Source organism: Sphingomonas sp. PP-CE-3G-477 (assembly GCF_003050745.1).
Taxonomy (GTDB): domain Bacteria; phylum Pseudomonadota; class Alphaproteobacteria; order Sphingomonadales; family Sphingomonadaceae; genus Sphingomonas.
In genome coordinates this window covers 175,790-197,350 of sequence record NZ_QAOF01000002.1, presented here as the reverse complement: position 1 = coordinate 197,350, position 21,561 = coordinate 175,790, and the positions used below count along the sequence as shown (strand labels likewise).

Below are 21,561 nucleotides of genomic sequence, written 5' to 3'. Positions count from 1 at the left end.
AAGACCCATCATGCACGCCTATCGCACCCACAATTGCGCCGCCCTCCGTCCCGAACAGGTCGGGGAAAAGGTCCGCGTTTCCGGCTGGGTCCACAAGAAGCGCGATCACGGCGACCTCGTCTTCATCGATCTGCGCGATCACTACGGCATCACGCAGATCGTCACCGACGTGTCGGGCCCGGTCTTCAAGGTCATCGAGGGCCTGAAGAGCGAGAGCGTCGTCACGATTACCGGCAAGGTGACCGCACGTGCGCCGGAAGCCGTGAACCCGAACCTGCCGACTGGCGGGATCGAAATCCGCGCGACTGCTGCCACCGTCCAGTCGATGGCCGGCGAGCTGCCGATGCCGGTCGCGGGCGAGGCCGAGTATCCCGAGGATATCCGTCTCCGCTATCGCTATCTCGATCTGCGTCGCGAGCGGTTGCACGCGAACATCATGCTCCGTAGCCAGGTGATCACGTCGCTGCGCAACCGGATGAATTCGCAAGGGTTCACCGAATTCCAGACGCCGATCCTGACTGCATCTTCACCTGAAGGCGCGCGCGATTACCTCGTGCCGAGCCGCGTCCATCCAGGCAAGTTCTACGCGCTCCCCCAGGCGCCGCAGATGTTCAAGCAGCTGCTGATGGTCGCTGGCTTCGACCGCTATTTCCAGATCGCGCCGTGCTTCCGTGATGAAGACGCCCGCGCCGATCGCTCGCCGGGCGAGTTCTACCAGCTCGATTTCGAGATGAGCTTCGTCACGCAGGACGACGTGTTCGCGGCGATCGAGCCCGTCCTGCACGGCGTGTTCGAGGAGTTTGCCGACTGGCAGGGCAAGGGACGCCAGGTCTCGGCCCTCCCGTTCAAGCGTATCCCCTACCGCGAATCGATGCTGAAGTATGGCAGCGACAAGCCCGACTTGCGCAACCCGATCCTGATCCACGACGTCGGCCATCACTTCGTCGATTCGGGCTTCGGCCTGTTCGCGGGCATCGTCGCGGGCGGTGACGTGGTCCGGGCGATCCCCGCACCGAACACCGCGGACAAGAGCCGCAAGTTCTTCACCGACATGAACGACTGGGCGCGTGCCGAAGGGCATGCCGGGCTCGGCTACATCACGCAGAAGAACGGTGAACTTGGCGGCCCGATCGCCAAGAACCACGGCGAGGAAGCGACGCGGAAGCTGATCGCCGAGATGGGCCTCGGCCCGAACGACGGCATCTTCTTCGCCGCCGGCAAGGAACTGCCCGCCTCGAAGCTCGCGGGTGCTGCCCGGGCGCGGATCGGCGCCGACCTCGGCCTGATCGACGAGAACCGGTTCGAGTTCTGCTGGATCGTCGACTTCCCGATGTTCGAATATGACGAGGACGCGAAGAAGGTCGATTTCAGCCACAACCCATTCTCGATGCCGCAGGGCGAGATGGAGGCGCTGGAGAACAAGGATCCGCTCGATATCCTCGCCTATCAGTACGATATCGTCTGCAACGGCGTCGAGCTGTCGTCGGGCGCGATCCGGAACCACCGTCCGGAGATCATGTACAAGGCGTTCGAGATCGCCGGCTATACGCAGGCCGACGTCGACACGAACTTCGCGGGCATGATCAACGCGTTCAAGGTCGGCGCACCGCCGCATGGCGGCTCGGCGCCGGGGATCGACCGGATGGTGATGCTGCTCGCGGGCGAGCCGAACATCCGCGAGGTCGTGCTGTTCCCGATGAACCAGAAGGCCGAGGACCTGATGATGGGCGCCCCGAGCCCGGTCAGCGCCAAGCAGTTGAAGGAACTCAACATCCGGTTGACCGTGGATGGTCCGAAGGACGCGACGAAGGTGTTCGCGCCGAGCGCTGGGTAACGTCTCTCTGTCCCTCGCCCCTACGGGGAGAGGGAAGGAGGAGCCGCTTGGCGACGGGAGGGTGAGGGGCGGTTGGTGCGCGCCAACTGCCCCTCACCCTCCCACCCGCAAGCGTGGACGGCCCCCTCCCTCTCCCCGAAGGGGCGAGGGAAAGACGTCCCACGCTTCCTCAACCCCCTCAACCATGCAAATACGCATGAGGGCTAAGGGGTTGGCATGCGCGACGATCAGATGACATCGGCGCCAAGCCTCGTCCGCAGCCTCGGCGTCACGGGCGTCCTGTTCCTCACGCTCTCCGTCGCTACCCCCGCATCGTCGGTGTTCGTCATTGTCCCCGGGATGCTTCAGGTCGCCGGCACCGGTGCGGTGTGGGCGACGCTGATCGCCGGGCTCGTCTGCGTCGCGACGGCGTTCGTCTATGCCGAGCTCTCCTCCGCATGGCCGGTCGCGGGCGGCGAGTATGTCGCGGTCGCGCACACGCTCGGACCGATGGCGGGGTTCGTCATGCTCGGCGTCAACGTCTTCAACAACCTGCTCTTCCCGCCGGTCGCAGGGCTCGGCGTCAGCGCGGTGCTCGGCGCGCTCGTCCCCGGCCTGCCGCAGATCCCCATCGCGATTGCCGTGGTCGCAGGGTCGACGCTCGTGGCGATCCTCCAGATCCGCGTCAACGCCTGGCTCACCGGGCTCTTCCTGTTGGTCGAGATGCTGACGATCGGCGCGGTCGTCTGGCTCGGGTTCGCCGATACCGTCCGTCCAATCGGCGACCTCCTGCTCCACCCGGTGATGCCGCAAGAGGCTGCGCTCGTCCCCGCGTCCGCCGCTTCGATCGGCCTCGCCACCTCGATCGCGATCTTCGCGCTCAACGGCTACGGCGCCGCGGTGTATTTCGGCGAGGAGATGCTGGACGCCCCCCGGCTGATCGCCCGCGCGATCATGGCCTCGCTCGCACTCACGCTTCTGTTCGAAGGCATCCCGATCGTGGCGGTCCTCGTTGGCGCGCCCGATCTCCACGCCACGCTTACCGCCAGCGACCCGTTCGGCCTGCTCGTCGCCCTGCGCAGCGGCACCGCGATGGCAAACTGGATCTCAATCGGCGTCGTCGTCGCGATCGTCAACGCGGTGATCGCCTGCATCCTTGCCTGTGCGCGCTTCTTCTACGGCACCGCGCGTGACGGAAGCTGGGGGCGTCCACTCGACCAATGGATGACGCAGGTCCACCCGAAGTTCGGCTCCCCCTGGGTCGGCACGCTGCTGGTCGGCGGGTTCGGGATCGTCGCGTGCTTTCTGCCGCTCCAGTTGCTGCTCGTGCTCAGCGGCACCGGCCTCGTCGCGATCTGCGCAGGGATCTGCGTCGCGGCGATGGTCGGCAGGCGTACCGGCCAGACCGCCCATGCACCCTACCAGATGCCGTTATACCCGCTTGCTCCGGTCGTGACACTGCTCGCGCTCGGCTATGTCTGTTGGACGAGCTGGCTCGATCTGGACGAGGGGCGCCCCGGCCTGATCATGACGGCCGCGCAGATCCTGCTGTCGATCGCCTATTATTGGTTCGTCCTGCGTCGTCGCGGCGCCTGGAACGTTCAGATCCCGACCCTTGCGACGGAGCGTGATGCATGACGATACACCTGGCCGACTACGAAGCCGGCGACGAGTACGATGGCAAGTACAAGCACGACCTCGCCGCGCTGCAAAAGCGCCTCGAACACATCCAGGTCGCGCACATCGTCGCGGGCAAGAGCGCGATCGTGATGTTCGAGGGTTGGGATGCCGCGGGCAAGGGCGGCATCATCCAGCGTCTCTCCGCCGAATGGGACCCGCGCAACTACAAGGTCTGGCCGATCGCCGCGCCGACCGCGGACGAGAAGGCGCACCATTTCCTCTGGCGCTTCTGGAACCGACTACCGGCCGACGGCAACATCGCGATCTTCGACCGCAGTTGGTACGGTCGCGTTCTGGTCGAGCGCGTCGAGGGGTTCGCAAGCGAGACCGAATGGCGCCACGGCTATGACGAGATCAACGCGTTCGAGGCGCAGCAGGTCGAGAGCGGCACCACCCTCATCAAGCTGTTCGTTCACACCACGCAGAAGGAACAGGACCGACGGCTCAAGGCACGGCTCGACGATCCATGGAAGCATTGGAAGACCGGCCTCGACGATTATCACAACCGGTCGCGACGGAAGGACTATCTCGAGGCGATGGCCGAGATGTTCGCCCGCACCGATACTGCGACCGCGCCGTGGACCGTTATAGACGGCAACGACAAGAAGGCGGCCCGGATCGCAGCGCTGACGCTGATCGCCGACCGCCTCGAAGCCGGCGTGTCGATGACGCCGCCGCCGATCGATCCGGCCGTCGTAAAAGTCGCGAAAAAGGCTCTCGGTCTATAATCACGCGTGCCTGGGGGGTTCCGGATAATCGGAGCCTCGCCACCGCGACATGCGGCAAGTCTGCTCCGCAAACTGTCGCCGAACAAACCGATGATATCGCCCACGTAACCGCATGTATGTTGTCTCGGGTAGCAGGGATCGCTATCTCGCGCTCATGAACGAGATGACCCCGATCGCCGTACCGCGCGCGCGCAAGCCCGACTGGATCCGCGTCAAGGCGCCGACCTCCACCGGTTTCGCCAAGACGCGCGAACTGATGCGATCGAAAAGTCTGACCACGGTGTGCGAAGAGGCAGCGTGCCCGAACATCGGCGAATGCTGGTCGAAGAAGCACGCGACAGTCATGATCCTTGGGGACACTTGCACGAGGGCGTGCGCGTTCTGCAACGTCAAGACCGGCATGCCGCGGGCGGTCGATCGGATGGAGCCGCAGAACGTCGCCGATGCGGCCGCGCAGATGGGCCTCAACCACATCGTCATCACCTCGGTCGATCGTGACGACCTCCCCGATGGCGGTGCGTCGCAGTTCGTGAAGGTGATCCAGGCGATCCGTGCGTCGAACCCGACGACGACGATCGAGATCCTCACGCCCGACTTCCGCAACAAGGCGCAGGCGGCGATCGAGTCGATCGTCGAGGCGCGCCCCGACGTCTACAACCACAACCTCGAGACGGTGCCGCGGCTGTATCCGACGATCCGCCCCGGCGCGCGCTACTACGCGTCGTTGCGGCTGCTGGAGAGCGTGAAGAAGCACGATCCGTCGATCTTCACCAAGTCCGGCGTGATGCTCGGGCTCGGCGAGGAGCGTCTGGAGATCCATCAGGTGATGGACGACATGCGCTGCGCCGACATCGATTTCCTGACGATGGGTCAGTATCTCCAGCCAACGCCGCGTCACGCGAAAGTCGCCGAGTTCGTGCCGCCCAAGGCATTCGACGCCTATGCCTCGATCGCGCGCGCGAAGGGCTTCCTGCTGGTCGCATCGTCGCCGCTGACGCGGTCGAGCTATCACGCCGGCGACGACTTCGAACGGTTGCGTGCGAATCGCGATGCCAAGCTGGGCGTCGCGCGCATCTGATGCCGAAGCATTCGGAAACGCGCCATTTGCCCTATACGCCTGAGCAGATGTTCGACCTGGTGGCCGATGTCGGTCGCTATGCCGAGTTCCTGCCCTGGGTCAGCGCGATGCGCGTGCGCTCGAACAGCGAAACAGAGACACTCGCTGACATGATCGTCGGCTTCAAGGGCCTGCGCGAGACGTTCACGTCGCGCGTGCAGAAGGTCCGGCCGAGCGAACTCAACGTCGATTACGTCGACGGGCCGCTCAAGTATCTGCGCAACGAATGGCATTTCCGACCCGAGCTGCAAGGCTGCGCGGTCGACTTCACCGTCGACTTCGCGTTCAAGAACCGGATGTTCGAGATGATCGCGGGCCAGGTGTTCGGCGCTGCACTGCGCAAGATGATCGGCGCGTTCGAGACCCGCGCCGCCGAGCTTTACGGCGCCGAAGCGTCCGGCAACAAGAGTTCGAGCGCGCACAACGCTGCCTGAAGCCGGATACCACCACGGCCGAGATCGCCGAAGTCCTTGCGATCGGCATGGACATCGGACGGGTCGCGACCCTTCTCGGCGCGACCGAAAACCACGGTGCCGACCGGCTTCTTAAGCGAACCGCCACCGGGGCCTGCAACGCCGGTGATCGCAACGGCGATATCAGCGCCCGACTGCTTGAGCGCGGCCTGCGCCATGCTCCACGCGACTGCGATCGAGACCGCGCCGAACGTTTCGAGCACGTCCGAACTGATCTTCAGCACGCCGAGCTTGGCGGCGTTCGAATAGGTGACGAAGCCGACCTCGAACACGTCGGACGATCCCGGGATCTCGGTCAGTGCGGCGGCGACTAGCCCGCCAGTGCAGCTTTCGGCGACTGCCACCCTGCGGCCGATCGCGCGGTTCTGCTCGACCACCTTGCGCGCGGCGTCGACCAGTTCGGCGGGAAGGATCGTGTCCATCAGCGAGTCTCCACCGGGCAGAGCAGCATCGCCACCGCGGCGATATCACCGCTGCGCGACTTTTGGGATTTGAGGTACCGCAACGTCTCGACGACGATGCCCGCGGTGTTGCGCGGTGGCAAGGGCTGGAGCAGCGTCACCATCCGGTCGATCGTCCCGCAATCGCGCGTGGCGATCCGTCCGACGATCTGCGGCACCAGCAAGGTCGTCAGCAACGGTCGCGCAAACTCCGAATCAAGCATCGAGTCGACCGCGGGGTCGCTAAGCTTGACGATCGCCGCGCGCGCCGCTGGCCAAGCCCGGTCGGACTCGATCTGATAACGGTCGATCAGCGCACTCGACTGCCGCCGGATGAGGCTGGCAGCGGGAAGCTGCGCCGCACAGACGCGCCCGGTCTCGCGTAGGATGTCGGGCATCGCGACGAGCGTTAGCGATTCGGCCTCGGGCCCGGTGATGCAGCGCTGTTGCGCCACTGCCGGACTGGCGAGGAGGGCGATCCCGGCAAGCGCTGCTGCGATCTTCAAAGCGGCGATCCGGGCAAGCGAATGGTCGCAACGGCCTGCGCGGCGATACCCTCGCCGCGGCCGGTGAAGCCAAGTCGTTCGGTCGTCGTCGCCTTGACGCTGACCCGGTCGAGCGTGAGCCCGAGCAGGTCGGCAATCCGTGCAGTCATCGCCGCGCGATGCGGGCCGATCTTCGGCGCCTCGCACATGATCGTCAGGTCGACGAAATCGATCCGGCCATGCTTGTCGGCGATGAGCTTGGCGGCGTGCTGAAGGAATTGCGCAGAGTCGGCGCCCTTCCACTGCTGGTCGCTCGGCGGGAAATGCGTACCGATATCGCCCGCCGCGATGGTGCCCAGCAACGCGTCGGTCAGCGCGTGGAGCGCGACGTCGGCGTCGCTATGCCCCGACAGCCCCTTGTCGTGCGGAATCAGGACGCCGCCGAGCCAGAGCTCCTCGCCGGTTTCGAGGCGGTGGACGTCGAACCCCATCGCGGTACGGGTCTCGTACGCGACACGCGCTTCGGCGGCCGCGAAATCTTCGGGATGGGTGACTTTCTCGAGCATCGCCGAGCCCTGCACCAACGCGACGCCGACGCCAAGCCGTCGCACCATCTGCGCATCGTCAGTCGCCTCTTCATCGGCAGGCCAGACCGCGTGCGCGGCACGGAGTGCCTCCACCGCAAACGCCTGGGGAGTTTGCACCCGGTTGAGGTCCGCGCGGGGCACGATGTCACCCAGCAGGCCACTGCCGCGCGCGAGCGTATCGGTCACCGGGAGCACCGGAATCGCCGCGTCCCTAATCTTCAAGGCGGCGACGAGCGAATCGATAACCGCGGCAGGCAGGAAGGGGCGGGCGGCGTCGTGGATCAACACATGCGTCGCACCGCCGACTGCCGCGACCCCGTTCGCGACCGACTCGCGCCGGGTCGCACCACCGACGACGATCGTCACATCGCGCCCCAATGCGTCGACCGCCATCGCCTGCTGCCCTTCGGCCACGACGACGATCGTCTCGGCAATCGCGGGATGCGCGGCAAACGCATCGTGCGAATAGGCGATCATCGGTCGTCCGCCGATCCGCGCATATTGCTTGGGAACCGCTCCCCCGGCGCGCACGCCGGTTCCGGCCGCGACGATGATCGCGACGATACGCTGTGCCTGTGTCATCCCCGCGCCCTAGCGGTTCGCCCCGACGCTCGCCAGTCTTGCGAAAAATCGCCGGACGGGGTAGAGGGATGCCTCTTTTTCAGGCACATCCATGCGTAACCTTGCCCCTATCCAGATCGGTCCCGTCCGGATCGGAAGCCCCGTCGTGCTCGCACCGATGACCGGCGTCACCGACATGCCGTTCCGCACGCTGGTGCGACGCTATGGCTCGGGCCTCAACGTCACCGAGATGGTGGCGAGCCAGGCTGCGATCCGCGAGACGCGCCAGTCGTTGCAGAAGGCGGCGTGGGATCGGCTCGAGGAGCCGGTGTCGATGCAGCTGATCGGCTGCACCCCGTACGAGATGGGCGAGGCCGCCAAGCTCAGCCAGGATCGCGGCGCGGCGATCATCGATATCAACATGGGGTGCCCGGTGCGCAAAGTCGTCAACGGCGACGCGGGCTCGGCGCTGATGCGCGACACCAAGCTCGCCAGCGCGATCATCGAGGCTACTGTGAAAGCCGTCGACGTCCCCGTGACGCTCAAGATGCGGATGGGCTGGTGCCACGACAGCTTGAACGCGCCCGATCTCGCGCGCATTGCCGAAGACCTCGGCATCAAGCTGATCACCGTCCACGGCCGCACGCGCAATCAGATGTACAAGGGCAGCGCCGACTGGGGCTTCGTCCGGAAGGTCAAGGACGCGGTCACGGTCCCGGTGATCGTCAACGGCGACATCTGCACCATCGAGGATGCCGAGGCGGCGATGGACCAGTCCGGGGCCGATGGCCTGATGATCGGTCGGGGCAGCTACGGCCGCCCGTGGGTGCTCGGCCAAGTGATGGAATGGTTCGCCACCGGCCGTCGTATCGAAGACCCGTCGATCACCGAGCAATATGACGCGATCGCAGGGCATTACGAGGCGATGCTCGAACATTACGGGATCGAGACCGGCGTCAACATGGCGCGGAAGCATATCGGCTGGTACACCAAGGGGCTGCCCGGTTCTGCGGAGTTCCGCAACAAGGTGAACCAGGTCCCCGATCCCAAGCAGGTCAAGGCAATGCTGGCCGAGTTCTACGCTCCCTGGCGCGAACTTGCAGCGGCCTGATACGCAATCCCGGGGGGGGCCAGGCTTTGCGGAGCTGTTCGCGGCGCTTCCGGTCGCGGTCGTCGTCGTCGATCCAGACCACCGCGTCGCGCATGCCAACGCACTCACCGAGCAATTGCTGAACCTGTCCGAGCGGTTGATGATCGGCCAACCGCTCGATGCGATCATACCGCCGTCCGATGATCCGCGTAACCGCGACGGTCACGGCCTGGCCGTTTACGACACCGAGATATCGACCGCACGCGGGGTGAAGATCCGCGTCGATTTCGCCGAGACGCAGATCGCGGACTATCCCGGCTGGCGAGCTATCACGCTCCACGCCGCGGCGACGTCTCGGCGACTGGGGCATTCAGCAGATCGGGCTGCCGGGGCGAGAGCGGCAGTCGGCGCGGCCGCGATGCTCGCCCACGAGATCAAGAACCCGCTATCCGGCATCCGCGGTGCCGCGCAGTTGCTCGGCGCGGGCGAACTGACGACGCTGATCGTCACGGAGGTCGACCGCATTGCCGCGTTGATCGACCGCATGCAGGACTTCAGCGACACGCGGCCGCTGCCGCTCGCCAGCGAGAACATCTATCCGCTGCTGGGTCATGCCCGCCGGCTGGCCCTTGCCGGGTTCGCGCGCGGAATCACGATCGAGGAACGCTTCGATCCTTCGCTCCCGCCGGCGCAGATCAACCGAGATGCCCTGCTGCAGATCGTCATAAACCTGCTCAAGAACGCGCGCGAAGCCGTTAGAAACGAACGCGAGCCGCGGCTCGTGATGACGACCGCCTATCGCCACGGCATCACCGTCAGCGCCGCGCCGGGCAAGCCGCGCGTGCCGCTGCCGATTGAGATCTGCATCTTCGATAACGGTCCGGGCGCCCCCGCCGACATCGCCGACCACCTGTTCGATCCGTTCGTGTCCGGCCGTCACGAGGGGCAGGGGCTCGGTCTCGCGCTCGTCGACAAGCTCACGCGCGACATGGGCGGCATCGTCCAATACGCCCGCGAAGGAAATCCCGAGATGACCGTCCTCCGCCTGCTGTTGCCGAGAGCCGCGTCATGAGTGCGGTTCTGGTCGTCGACGACGACGCCGCAATCCGTACCGTCGTCGCACAGGCGTTGCGCCGAGCCGGGCACGAGGTCACCGTCGCCGACAGCCTCGCCCAGCTCGAACGCGCGCTCGCAATCGCCTTGCCCGACGTCATCGTCACAGACGTGATTCTGCCCGACGGCGACGGGATCGATCACGTCCGCAACGTCGCGGCGCGCTTCCCGTTGCTGCCGATCATCGTCCTGTCCGCGCAGAATACGCTGACCACCGCGGTGCGAGCGGCCGAGGTCGGTGCGTACGAATATCTCCCGAAGCCCTTCGACCTCGACGTGCTTACCCGCGCCGTGACTGGTGCGCTCGCGCGAGGCGGCATGGCGTCCGAAGACGATCTGCATGATGCCGACCGCGCTCTCCCGCTCATCGGCCGTTCGGCGGCGATGCAGGACGTCTACCGGATCATCGCACGCGTCGTTTCGAACGACCTGACCATCCTCATCTCGGGCGAGTCGGGCACCGGCAAGGAACTCGTCGCGCGCGCGATCCACGATCTCGGCCCTCGCGGCGCGGCGCCGTTCGTCGCGATCAACATGGCCGCGATCCCGCGCGAACTGATCGAGGCCGAACTGTTCGGGCATGAGCGCGGCGCTTTTACCGGCGCGGCCGCGCGCAACGCCGGTCGGTTCGAGCAGGCCTCAGGCGGCACGTTGTTCCTCGACGAGATCGGCGACATGCCGATGGAGGCGCAGACCCGGCTGCTCCGCGTCCTGCAATCGGGCGAGTTCACCAGTGTCGGTGGCGCGCGTACGATCCGCGTCGACGTCCGCATCGTCGCCGCGACCAATCGCGATCTCGCGGCGCAGGTCGCCACCGGCCAGTTCCGCGAAGACCTGTTCTACCGCCTCAACGTCGTGCCGATCGTCCTGCCGCCGTTACGCGAACGTCGCCAGGATATCGCCTTGCTCGCCAGGCATTTTCTCGATCATGCAGCAGCGCAGGGGCTTCCCCGGCGGCAGCTCGCCAGCGACGCGCTCACCGCGCTCGGCGCGCACGACTGGCCGGGCAATGTCCGAGAGCTCGAAAATCTGATGCGCCGGCTGGCCGTTCTCTCGCGCGACGAGGTGATCGGCGCGGATGCGATCCGGACGATGATCGGCACGCCCACAGCGATCGACCAGGCCGCCGACATCGATATCGCGCATGCCGTTCGCGCGCTGATCGAGCGGATCGCCCGCGAGAACCCCGCCGCACTCGACGACGGCACGCTGTACGACCGCGTGATCGGCGAGGTCGAGCGTCCGCTGATCGAGACGATGCTCGCGCGCCACGGCCAGAATCAGCTTCGTGCGGCACGCGCGATGGGGATCAATCGCAATACGTTGCGCAAGCGTCTCGACACGCTCGGCATCGCAGTCGCCGACAGCCGCCCAAATGACGCAGGCCGCGCCTGAAACGAAAATTATGTGGTTTCAAGGCAACGGTTGACGTTGTACCGAAGCAACGATGATCGCTTCCGCGGCGCTACCTATGGATGAAGACGGACCCGCGCACCGGTTCTCGGTGACGCCCGCCGTCGAGCTGCTGGTGCTTGCGGCGGCCCTCGCGACCGCGTTGGCGAGCTACTTCATCATCGCTGGCACGGATGCGCCGCAGCGCCTGCTGGAACCGCCGCTCGTTGCGCTGCTGCTCGTCGCCAATCTCGTGCCCGGCATCGCGTTGCTGATGCTACTCGGGCGACGCGTGGCGATGCGGCGCGCGGCCCGCTCGCCGGTCGGTGGCGGTGGCCGACTGCACGTTCGGCTGGTTGCGCTTTTCTCGATCGTCGCTGCGGTGCCGATGCTGTTGGTGACGATCTTCGCGTCGTTGCTGTTCCAGTACGGCGTCCAGTTCTGGTATTCGGATCAGGCGCGCGGGATGCTCGAGAATGCCACCGCGCTCGCGCAATCCTCCTACGCGCGCCAGCTGAACCGGTGGCAGGAAGCGACCGTGACGATGGCCGCGGACATGTCCGGCTATCTGCAGGAGAAATCGCTCCAAGGCCCCGACTTCTCCGGTTTCTTCCTCCAGCAGGTCTATTACCGCAGCCTGTCCGAAGGCGCGCTGTTCAAGGTCACGCCGCAGGGCGACATCCAGACCTTCGCGATCGTCAATCCGTACGAAATCGACTTCGCCCGGCAGGTGACGCCGGCTGCGATCGCCGAGCTGCGGGCGGGCAAGACCGCGGTCGTTACTGTGACCGGCGAGCGTATCCAGACCATCACGATGCTGCCGGGGTCCGACGAGCTGTTTCTGTACGCGGGGCGTGTCGAGGACACCAAGTTGCTGTCTGGGCAGACGGTCCGCGCGAACGAGGTTCTGAAGAGTTATCGCTCGCTGCTAGCGCGGTCGCGTCGACTGCAATTGACGTTCAACGCGGCGCTCCTGCTGATCTCGTTGCTGATCGTCGGCATCGCGGTGTGGATCGCGCTTGCGGTGGCGGATCGCCTGGTACGTCCGGTCGGCGAACTCGTCGACGCGGCCCGACGGGTCGAGGGCGGCGATCTTACCGCGCGCGTGCCCGACCCACGCAGTCGGGACGAGGTCGGCACGCTCGCCAGGGCGTTCAACCAGATGACCGGCCGCCTCGAGGAGCAGAACACCGAACTCGTTACCGCGAACGGTCAGCTCGAAAGCCGACGCGCGCTGATCGAGGCCGTGATGGCGGGCGTGTCCGCCGGCGTCATTGCGACGGGCCGGGACCGGACAATCACGATCACCAACGACTCTGCATCGGGATTGCTCGGCACCGGCATCGGCAGCGGGAACCTCGTCGGCCGCAAGCTCGTCGACGTTGCCCCCGAACTCGATGCGATGCTCGACAGCGGCGACCGCGAGGCGATCGTCGAGGTAGGGCAGGCGGGTGACGTCCGTACGCTCGCGGTGCGTATCGCGCGCCCCGCGACCGGCCCAATCCTGACCTTCGACGACATCACGCAGCAGTTGCTCGATCAGCGTCGCGCGGCCTGGTCCGACGTCGCGCGCCGGATTGCGCATGAGATCAAGAACCCGCTGACGCCAATCCAGTTGGCCGCGGAACGCCTGCAACGGCGATACGGCGCCAAGACCGAGATGCAGGACGGGACGTTCTCGCGATTGACCGATACGATCATCCGCCAAGTCGGCGATCTTCGTCGCATGGTCGATGAATTTTCATCGTTCGCGCGCATGCCCAAGCCCGTGTTCCGTGAGGAATCGCTGGTCGATGCCGCGCGGCAGGCGCTGTTCCTCCATGAGGTCGCGCACCCGAGTATCGGTTTCCATCTCGTCCAGGACGATCCCGGTCTGACACTCGTCTGCGATCGCCGCCAGATCGGTCAGGCGCTCACGAACATCGTCAAGAACGCCGTCGAAGCCATTGAAACACGCGGCGAACCCGGTGGCAGCGTGACGATGACATTGACCGAGGCAGGGAACTGCGTGAGTATCGCGGTCGCGGATACCGGCATCGGCCTTCCCGCCGACCGAGACCGGATCGTTGAACCCTATGTGACGACGCGAGCACGAGGCACTGGCCTTGGGCTTGCCATCGTCAAGAAGATCATTGAGGAGCATTGCGGAACGATCGGCTTTTCCGATCGACCCGGTGGCGGCACGCTCGTCACCATGATCTTCGACGCCAAGGCGCTGGCCGCGCTCGACCAAGGGGCATCGGCACCCGAGTTGGCTGGGGAGGGCCAACTCCATACGATGACCCGCAACCGGACATGAATTAATGGCGCTCGATATTCTCGTCGTTGACGACGAACGTGACATCCGTGAACTCGTTGCCGGCGTCCTGGAGGACGAAGGCTATGATACGCGCGACGCTGGCGACAGCGATTCCGCACTGGAGGCGATTGCCGCGCGTCGCCCGTCGCTGGTGCTGCTCGACGTATGGCTCCAGGGGTCGCGCCTCGATGGGCTCGAACTGCTCGATGAGATCAAGCGCCGCGATCCGTCGATCCCGGTGCTCGTAATCTCCGGGCACGGCAATCTGGATACGGCCGTCGCAGCGATCCGGCGGGGCGCGTCCGACTTCATCGAAAAGCCGTTCGAAGCCGAGCGCCTGCTGCTCATGGTCGCCCGTGCGACCGAGACCGAGCGGCTTCGTCGCGAAGTGGCGACGTTGCGCGCTACGGTCGGTCGCGAAACCGATCTCACCGGGAGTTCGGGATCGATCAACGGCGTGCGTGCGACACTCAAGCGGGTCGCCGCGACCGGTAGCCGTGTGCTTATCATGGGTGGGGCAGGGGTCGGGAAGGAGGTCGCGGCGCGTCTGCTCCACGGCTGGAGCTTGCGGACCGATGCGCCGTTCATCATCGTCAGTGCGGCGCGGATGACGCCCGAGCGTGTCGACGAGGAGCTGTTCGGCGTCGAGGAGGCAGGCGATCTCGTTCGTCCGGGTCTGTTCGAACAGGCGCATGGCGGCACGCTGTTTCTCGACGAGATCGCTGACATGCCGATCACGACACAGGCGCGTATCCTCCGCGCGCTGACCGATCAGAGCTTCACGCGCGTGGGTGGTACGCGGGTCGTGAAGGTCGACGTCCGCGTCGTATCCGCCACCGCACGCGATCTTGTCGTCGAAATTGCCGAAGGCCGCTTCCGCGAAGACCTCTATTACCGCCTCAACGTAGTACCGGTGATGATCCCGCCGCTTTCCGATCGTCGCGAGGACATCCCCGCGCTGGTCCAGCATTTCATTGCGCATTACGCGTCCGAGCGCCGCGTGCCGACGCCGGAAATCGCTCCTGATGCGATGGTCGCGTTACAATCCTACGACTGGCCAGGAAATGTTCGCCAGCTGCGTAACGTCGTCGAGCGTACGATCATTCTCGCGCCGGGAGACCGGATCGGCCAGATCGATCTCGATCTGTTGCCGGCCGAGGTCCTGGGCGATCAAGGCGATATCGGTTCGGCCGGATCGACTGCGATCATGGGATCACCGCTGCGTGAAGCGCGCGAGACGTTCGAGCGTGAATATCTTCGGGTCCAGATCCGGCGATTTTCGGGCAATATATCGCGCACCGCCAGCTTCATCGGCATGGAGCGTTCGGCGCTTCATCGAAAGTTGAAGCTGCTTGGCATCACCGAAACGCGCGAAGAATAGACGCCGTAATTTCGCCGCCCTCTGGATATAGCAGGGCGGCGATCATAGATCAGTACCGCTCCCGGTAACCGGGGGCATCTCCGACGCCGGGAAACGGCGCCTCGCGGGCAAAGTCCCGCCAAAAATAAAGGGTTATCCCATTGGCCGAAAAACCAGGCTCGCTCCAGGATCTCTTCCTGAACGCACTTCGGCGCTCCAAGACGCCCGTAACCATGTTCCTTGTCAAAGGCGTTAAGCTTCAGGGCATCGTCACATGGTTCGATAATTTTTCCGTTCTGCTCCGTCGCGATGGGCAGTCGCAGCTGATCTACAAGCATGCGATCTCGACGATCATGCCAGCTGGCCCCATGGACGTGTCGGCAATCGTCGATGCGGTGGGAGAAAGCCAGAAGAAGCACCCGTTGTTGCAGGATATCTTCCTCAACGCGGTGCGGAAATCCGAAGACAGCGTGACGATGTTCCTGATCAACGGCGTCATGCTGCAGGGCCAGATCGCAGGCTTCGACCTGTTCTGCATGCTGCTCCAGCGCGAAGGCATGGCGCAACTCGTCTACAAGCACGCTGTCTCGACGATCCAGCCGGCCCGCCCGCTGAACCTTGCCGAAGAGCCTACTGATACGGATGGAACGGACGATGACGATTGAGTAGTGGTTTCGAACGCGACCGGAACGAATTCACGCGCGGCGCGCGGGCGATCGTTGTGCTGCCCGATCAGGGTGACGCGACCCGTGACGTCGATGCTCGCCTGGAGGAGACCGCAGGTCTTGCTGCGGCCATCGGTGTCGAGGTCGTCGAACGGATCGCCTATCGCGTGCGGCAGGCCAAGCCGGCGACGCTGATCGGGAGCGGGCAGGTCGAACTGCTCGCGACGCAGGTGCGCATGGAAGAGGCGGGGCTCGTCGTGTTCGACGCGAGTCTTACCCCCATCCAGCAGCGCAATCTGGAAAAAGCGCTCGAAACCAAGGTCATCGACCGGACCGGACTGATCCTCGAGATCTTCGGCGAGCGCGCGGCGACCGCCGAAGGTCGGTTGCAGGTCGAACTCGCGCATCTCGACTATCAGGCAGGGCGTTTGGTCCGCAGTTGGACGCATCTCGAGCGCCAGCGGGGTGGCTTCGGCTTCCTCGGTGGCCCAGGTGAGACGCAGATCGAAGCGGATCGTCGCCTGATCCGCGACCGCATGGCCCGGCTCAAGCGCGAGCTGGAGCAGGTCAGTCGCACGCGTGGCTTGCACCGCGAACGCCGTCAGCGCGCGCCCTGGCCGGTCATTGCTCTGGTCGGGTACACCAATGCTGGCAAGTCGACTCTGTTCAATCGGCTGACCGGCGCCGACGTGATGGCGGAGGACCTGTTGTTCGCAACGCTCGACCCGACGCTACGGCAGATCCAGCTTCCGGGCATCGACAAGGCGATCCTGTCCGACACGGTAGGCTTCGTGTCCGATCTGCCGACCCAATTGGTCGCAGCGTTCAAGGCGACGCTGGAAGAGGTGGTGTCGGCGGACCTGCTCGTGCACATCCGCGATATTGCGCATCCGGACACCGAGGCGCAGCGCACCGACGTCGAGACCGTGCTCGCGGAGATCGGCGTCGATGAAAACACGCCGCGATTCGAAGTATGGAACAAGCTCGATCTTCTCGATGCCGACACGCACGACGAGATCGCCGGGCAGGCAGCGCATCGTGACGACGTCGTGGCGATCTCCGCGCTGAGCGGGGAAGGGGTCCAGCACCTCATCGAGCAGGTGGCGGCGAAGCTCACCGGCGCCCACCGACGCTATAGCATCACGATCGAGGCCAGCGACGGAGCGGGGGCGGCGTGGCTCCATGCGCACGGCGAAGTGCTGGGCAGCGTCAGCGACGAGCTCGATACGACCTACGATGTCCGGTTGTCCGAGACCGACTACGACCGATTCAGCCGCCGCGATGCTTGACCGCCTGCCATAGCGCTTCCTTCTGATCGAGCGTCATGGCGGCGAACGCGTCGCCGCCATCGGCCTCTATTGCCCGGAAACGTGCTTCGAACTTGGCGTTGCCGGCCCTGAGCGCGGCTTCGGGATCGACACCGAGATGCCGTGCCCAGTTGGTCACGGCAAACAGTAGATCGCCGATTTCCTCTTCTACCGTGTCTAAGCCGGCCTCGCGAACCTCTTCTATTTCCTCGACAACCTTGGCGAGAGGCCCAGCCGAATCCGGCCAGTCGAACCCGACACGGGCGGCACGCTTCTGTAGTTTTTCTGCACGAGCCAGAGCCGGCAGTCCGATCGCCACGCCGGCGAGAGCGCTGTGATCGGACTTCTCCGCGCGCTCGGCGGCCTTGATCGTTTCCCAACCTGGCGAGGAGGTTGCGTCGCCGAATATGTGAGGGTGACGACGCTCCATCTTGTCGCTGATAGCGGCAACGACATCAGCCAAGGTGAACGCGCCGGACTCCTCGGCGATACGGCTGTGGAACACCACTTGGAGCAACAGGTCGCCGAGTTCGTCCTTGAGGTCCGCCGGGTCATCGCGCGCGATCGCGTCCGCGACCTCATAGGCTTCCTCGATCGTGTAAGGCGCGATGGTCGACCACGTCTGAACGCGATCCCATTCGCAACCTTCGACCGGATGACGCAGTCGCGCCATGATGGAAACGAGCCGTTCGATCATCAAGGACTCCATTGATAGCGCGCGATCTAACGCATAACGTGAGATCGATAATATACATTATGTAAAATCGACTACTTGTTCGGCGTAAGAACGAGCGTGGCATTCTCGACCCGCCACGATCCCAGCCTCGACAAGAAGTTCATGCCGACCACGTCGGTCTCGCCGAACGCCGGCGACGTGACGATGCCGAGGTTGGTTGCAGTGACAGTGCCGATCGTCACGCTCTTGGCGGTCGCGGTGCGCGCCGATACCGTACCGTTGGCGGTCTCGATGATCGCTGGAAACGGGCTTTCGTCGCTATCCAGGCTGGCGGCCTTGGCCGTAGCGGACGACAAGGCCGTCGTGGTCGCACCACTATCGATCAGCATCCGGCGGCGGACACCGTCGATATCGACATCCGCCCAGAAATGCCCGTCGTCCGCCATGTGAATCCGGGTTTCGGTTCCGCTCACCTGCTGATCGGAAAACATGGACTTCAAGCCAGATAGCCGATCCCGCTGGCTCGCGATCAGCAGGCCAACCGCGAAAATCACGACCCAGGCCAGCGCCATCTTCAGCACCGGCCTCAACGGTAATCGGCGCGCGACCAAGGCCGACAGCGGCAGGATCAGCATGACTGCATACAGCGCAAACTGGGCTGCGCGGTCGCCGGTCATGCTGTCAGGATCAGCCCGTCATAGCCAGGCTCGACGCCGGCTGGCAGTTCGTGACTCAACGTCGCATAATCCATCGTGTTGTCCATATGGATCAACGCGGTCCGCTTAGGCGTCAGGCGCTCCACCCAACCAAGCACGGCGGGAAGTTCCATGTGTGTTGGATGCGGTCGCCGGCGGAGCGCGTCGACCACCCAGATGTCCAAATCCTGATACAGGCTGGCCATGTCGTCGGTCATCAGGTTGAAATCGGTCGCGTATCCGATCGAGACGCCGGCTGCCTCGAACCGCAGGCCGGCGGCATGGATACTACCGTGCGGCTGGTCGGTTACGGAAATATCGATCCCACCGATCGTCAACCGATCAGGCAGGACTTCGGCGGCGATCGTCGGCGGATAGCCAGGGCGACCGTGGAAAGCATAGGTAAAGCGCGCGTCCAGCGCTGCCAGCGTGAACGGCCGGGCGTAGCCGCGAACGGGCTCTCCGGCTGCGTGGAAAAGTTGGCGGAGATCGTCGATGCCGTGGCAATGATCGGCGTGATCGTGCGTCCAGATCACCGCATCGACCCGGTCCACATCGGCGGCCAGCAATTGCTCGCGCATGTCGGGACTTGTGTCGATCAGGATCCGCGTACCGTCATGCTCGACGATCGCGGACGCACGGCTGCGCCTGTTGCGCGGCTCGGTCGGATCGCATTCGCCCCAGTCGTTGCCAATCCTCGGCACGCCGGAGGATGTGCCGGAGCCGAGGATCGTGATCTTCATGCCGCTGCCCCTGACACCCGCGTCTTGCCGAACAGCGTGTGGAAGTTCTCGGCCGTACGGCGCGACAGTTCCTCGACATTTTCGCCGCGAAGGTTGGCAAAAAACGCCGCGGTGTCGGCAACGAATCCAGGTTCGCCGGTCTTGCCGCGATGCGGCACCGGCGCGAGAAACGGCGCGTCGGTCTCGATCAGCAGTCGTTCGATCGGCAGGCGCGCGGCGGTCTCTTGCAGGTCCCGCGCGTTCTTGAACGTCACGATCCCCGAGATCGAGATATAAAGCCCCATATCCAGCGCCTTGTCGGCGAAAGCTCCACTCGCGGTGAAGCAGTGGATGACGCCGGGATAGGCCCCCTTCCCCATCTCCTCGGCCATGATCGCCGCAGTATCGTCCTCGGCGTCGCGGGTGTGGACGACGATCGGCAGGCCGGTCTCGCGCGACGCGGCGATGTGCGCGCGGAAGCTCGCCTGCTGGCGGGCGCGGTCCGATGTGTCGCGGAAATAGTCGAGGCCGCTTTCGCCGAGCCCTACCACGCGGGGATGCCGTGCGCGCTCGATCAGCTTGGCGGCATCCACGTCGGGATACACGTCCGCCTCGTTCGGGTGGATGCCGATCGTCGCCCAGACGTCAGGCTCGCGCTCGGCGGTGGCGACGATATCGTCCCATTCGCTTTCGCGCGTCGAGATGTTGAGCATCGCCGTGACGCCGCGCGCCCTAGCCCGTGCGAGCACCGCCTGCTGGTCCTCGACGAGGCCCTTGTAGTTCAGGTGGCAATGGCTGTCGGCGAGCATCAGGCCTCCGCAGGCAGTTCGAGACGCGGGAATACGGGCGCCGGCGGTGCGATCCGGAAGTCGGAAGCGGCCACACGATCGTACCAGCCGTCGTCGTCTATCGCGGCATGGACGCGCTCGGTCGCGCCGATCTGCTCGAGCACCTTCCCAGCGGAGTCCGGCACGACCGGCAGGATTGTGATCGCGAGCGTGCGGATCGCGCGGACCAGCGTGCGGAGCACCGCGTTCATCCGCTCGGGATCGGTCTTGCGTAGCGCCCAGGGTGCCTGTGCGTCGATATACTGGTTGCACGCGAACACGCCGCGCATCCACGCCTCAATGCCCTGCGACAGCGCGAGATCGGTGAAGGCGGACTTGAACCCGGCACAGGCGACGACGACCTCCTCGATCAGCATACCGTCGGCATCCTGGACCGTACCAGCCGTAGGAAACTCGCCGCCCAAGTTCTTGGCGATGAACGACAATGTCCGCTGCGCTAGGTTGCCGAAGCTGTTCGCCAGCTCGGCATTGACTCGCGTCACGATCGCCTCGGGCGAGTAGCTGCCGTCATGGCCGAAGCTCACGTCGCGAAGGAAGAAATAGCGTAGCGCATCGACGCCGAAGGCATCCGCGAGCGCCATCGGATCGACGACGTTGCCGACCGACTTCGACATCTTCTCGCCGCGGGTCAGCAGGAAGCCGTGGCCGAACACGCTCTTGGGCAGCGGGATACCCGCCGACAGCAGGAATGCCGGCCAATACACCGCGTGGAAGCGGACGATGTCCTTGCCGATCAGATGGATATCCGCCGGCCAGTATTTCGCCTTGTCACCGGTCATGTCGGGGTAGCCGATCCCGGTCAGGTAATTGGTAAGCGCATCGACCCAGACGTACATGACGTGGCCGGGGCTGCCCGGCACCGGCACGCCCCAGTCGAAGCTGGTCCGCGAGACGGAAAGATCCTTCAGGCCACCCTCGACGAAGCGCATCACCTCGTTGCGGCGGCTTTCGGGGCGGATGAAATCGGGGTTGGCGGCGAAGAGATCGAGCAACGGCTGCTGATATTTCGACAGGCGGAAGAACCAGGTCTCCTCCGCGGTCCATTCGACCGGCGTGCCTTGCGGCGAGCGGCGATCGTCGCCCTCCCCGGTCAGCTCTGACTCGTCGTAGAACGCTTCGTCGCGGACCGAATACCAGCCTTCGTAGCGGTCGAGATACAGATCGCCTGCGTCCGCCATCGCCTGCCAGATCGCGGCGCTGGCGGCGTAGTGATCCTCGTCGACGGTGCGGATGAAACGGTCATACGAGATGCCAAGACGGTCGGCCATCTCGTGGAAATACGACGACATTTCATTGGCGAGTTCGCGCACCGGCATATCGCGGTCACGCGCGGCCTGGACCATCTTCAGACCGTGTTCGTCGGTGCCGGTCTGGAACAGGACGTCACGCCCCGCCTGGCGCTGGAAGCGCGCAATCGCGTCGGCGGCGATCATCTCGTACGCATGGCCGATATGCGGACGGCCATTGGGATAGTGGATTGCGGTGGTGATATAGAAAGGGTCGGCCATGC

The 21,561-nt window shown here is 65.0% G+C and carries 20 protein-coding genes; 12 read left to right on the top strand and 8 right to left on the bottom strand.

The window, feature by feature from the left end:
* The first annotated feature begins 10 nt into the window (after window positions 1-10).
* From aspS to C8J45_RS06200, 5 genes are all read left to right on the top strand, one after another.
* A complete protein-coding gene (gene aspS / locus C8J45_RS06220; RefSeq protein ID WP_181321127.1) occupies window positions 11-1,834 on the top strand; it encodes an aspartate--tRNA ligase in 1,824 nt (607 codons plus the stop codon).
* Window positions 1,835-2,050: 216 nt separating this feature from the next.
* Window positions 2,051-3,451, top strand: coding sequence for an APC family permease (locus C8J45_RS06215; protein ID WP_107962419.1), 1,401 nt, complete (start codon window positions 2,051-2,053; stop codon window positions 3,449-3,451).
* Complete coding sequence (locus C8J45_RS06210; protein ID WP_107962418.1) at window positions 3,448-4,221, top strand: polyphosphate kinase 2 family protein; 774 nt, start codon at window positions 3,448-3,450, stop codon at window positions 4,219-4,221. The genes C8J45_RS06215 and C8J45_RS06210 overlap by 4 nt, the downstream gene beginning before the upstream one ends.
* 154 nt (window positions 4,222-4,375) lie before the next feature.
* Window positions 4,376-5,299: a lipoyl synthase gene (gene lipA / locus C8J45_RS06205; protein ID WP_107962619.1), complete on the top strand. Its 924-nt coding sequence runs from the start codon at window positions 4,376-4,378 to the stop codon at window positions 5,297-5,299.
* A complete protein-coding gene (locus tag C8J45_RS06200) occupies window positions 5,299-5,772 on the top strand; it encodes a type II toxin-antitoxin system RatA family toxin (protein WP_107962417.1) in 474 nt (157 codons plus the stop codon). Before lipA ends, C8J45_RS06200 begins: the two co-directional genes overlap by 1 nt.
* Here the strand turns inward: C8J45_RS06200 and C8J45_RS06195 are convergent.
* From C8J45_RS06195 to C8J45_RS06185, 3 genes are read right to left on the bottom strand one after another with little or no spacing between them, the layout of a single operon-like run.
* Window positions 5,718-6,233, bottom strand: a complete 516-nt coding sequence (locus C8J45_RS06195) for a CinA family protein (protein ID WP_056048893.1) — start codon at window positions 6,231-6,233, stop codon at window positions 5,718-5,720. The two genes, C8J45_RS06200 and C8J45_RS06195, sit on opposite strands and share 55 nt — an antisense overlap.
* Window positions 6,233-6,757 carry a hypothetical protein gene (locus C8J45_RS06190; RefSeq protein WP_107962416.1) on the bottom strand — a complete coding sequence of 175 codons (525 nt, stop codon included), beginning with the start codon at window positions 6,755-6,757 and terminating at the stop codon, window positions 6,233-6,235. Before C8J45_RS06190 ends, C8J45_RS06195 begins: the two co-directional genes overlap by 1 nt.
* Complete coding sequence (locus tag C8J45_RS06185) at window positions 6,754-7,905, bottom strand: bifunctional 2-C-methyl-D-erythritol 4-phosphate cytidylyltransferase/2-C-methyl-D-erythritol 2,4-cyclodiphosphate synthase (protein ID WP_107962415.1); 1,152 nt, start codon at window positions 7,903-7,905, stop codon at window positions 6,754-6,756. Before C8J45_RS06185 ends, C8J45_RS06190 begins: the two co-directional genes overlap by 4 nt.
* 91 nt (window positions 7,906-7,996) lie before the next feature.
* Here C8J45_RS06185 and dusB point away from each other — a divergent pair, with 91 nt between their 5' ends.
* The 7 genes from dusB (at window position 7,997) to hflX (ending at window position 17,092) form a co-directional block, all read left to right on the top strand.
* Window positions 7,997-8,995: a tRNA dihydrouridine synthase DusB gene (gene dusB / locus C8J45_RS06180; protein WP_107962414.1), complete on the top strand. Its 999-nt coding sequence runs from the start codon at window positions 7,997-7,999 to the stop codon at window positions 8,993-8,995.
* Window positions 8,982-10,046, top strand: a complete 1,065-nt coding sequence (locus C8J45_RS06175) for a nitrogen regulation protein NR(II) (protein WP_107962413.1) — start codon at window positions 8,982-8,984, stop codon at window positions 10,044-10,046. Before dusB ends, C8J45_RS06175 begins: the two co-directional genes overlap by 14 nt.
* The gene (ntrC, locus tag C8J45_RS06170; RefSeq protein WP_107962412.1) at window positions 10,043-11,482 is read left to right on the top strand and encodes a nitrogen regulation protein NR(I); all 1,440 of its coding nucleotides are present in this window, start codon (window positions 10,043-10,045) and stop codon (window positions 11,480-11,482) included. The genes C8J45_RS06175 and ntrC overlap by 4 nt, the downstream gene beginning before the upstream one ends.
* Window positions 11,483-11,534: 52 nt before the next feature.
* Window positions 11,535-13,778 (top strand): ATP-binding protein, encoded by a 2,244-nt coding sequence (locus tag C8J45_RS06165; RefSeq protein ID WP_107962411.1) that lies wholly within the window; start codon window positions 11,535-11,537, stop codon window positions 13,776-13,778.
* Window positions 13,779-13,782: 4 nt separating this feature from the next.
* Window positions 13,783-15,159, top strand: coding sequence for a sigma-54 dependent transcriptional regulator (locus C8J45_RS06160; protein ID WP_107962410.1), 1,377 nt, complete (start codon window positions 13,783-13,785; stop codon window positions 15,157-15,159).
* A 140-nt stretch (window positions 15,160-15,299) separates the two neighbouring features.
* Window positions 15,300-15,803 (top strand): RNA chaperone Hfq, encoded by a 504-nt coding sequence (gene hfq, locus C8J45_RS06155; RefSeq protein WP_107962409.1) that lies wholly within the window; start codon window positions 15,300-15,302, stop codon window positions 15,801-15,803.
* On the top strand, window positions 15,800-17,092 hold the full coding sequence (gene hflX / locus C8J45_RS06150; RefSeq protein WP_107962408.1) for a GTPase HflX: 1,293 nt from the start codon (window positions 15,800-15,802) through the stop codon (window positions 17,090-17,092). The genes hfq and hflX overlap by 4 nt, the downstream gene beginning before the upstream one ends.
* Here hflX and mazG read toward each other — a convergent pair.
* The 5 genes from mazG to metG form a co-directional block, all read right to left on the bottom strand.
* Window positions 17,073-17,807 carry a nucleoside triphosphate pyrophosphohydrolase gene (gene mazG, locus C8J45_RS06145; RefSeq protein WP_107962618.1) on the bottom strand — a complete coding sequence of 245 codons (735 nt, stop codon included), beginning with the start codon at window positions 17,805-17,807 and terminating at the stop codon, window positions 17,073-17,075. The genes hflX and mazG overlap by 20 nt on opposite strands.
* Before the next feature lie 71 nt (window positions 17,808-17,878).
* Window positions 17,879-18,463, bottom strand: coding sequence for a TIGR02281 family clan AA aspartic protease (locus C8J45_RS06140; protein WP_107962407.1), 585 nt, complete (start codon window positions 18,461-18,463; stop codon window positions 17,879-17,881).
* The gene (locus C8J45_RS06135; protein WP_107962406.1) at window positions 18,460-19,224 is read right to left on the bottom strand and encodes an MBL fold metallo-hydrolase; all 765 of its coding nucleotides are present in this window, start codon (window positions 19,222-19,224) and stop codon (window positions 18,460-18,462) included. Before C8J45_RS06135 ends, C8J45_RS06140 begins: the two co-directional genes overlap by 4 nt.
* Window positions 19,221-20,012: a TatD family hydrolase gene (locus C8J45_RS06130; protein ID WP_107962405.1), complete on the bottom strand. Its 792-nt coding sequence runs from the start codon at window positions 20,010-20,012 to the stop codon at window positions 19,221-19,223. The genes C8J45_RS06135 and C8J45_RS06130 overlap by 4 nt, the downstream gene beginning before the upstream one ends.
* Window positions 20,012-21,559 (bottom strand): methionine--tRNA ligase, encoded by a 1,548-nt coding sequence (metG, locus tag C8J45_RS06125; protein WP_107962404.1) that lies wholly within the window; start codon window positions 21,557-21,559, stop codon window positions 20,012-20,014. The genes C8J45_RS06130 and metG overlap by 1 nt, the downstream gene beginning before the upstream one ends.
* Between the last annotated feature and the right edge of the window lie 2 nt (window positions 21,560-21,561).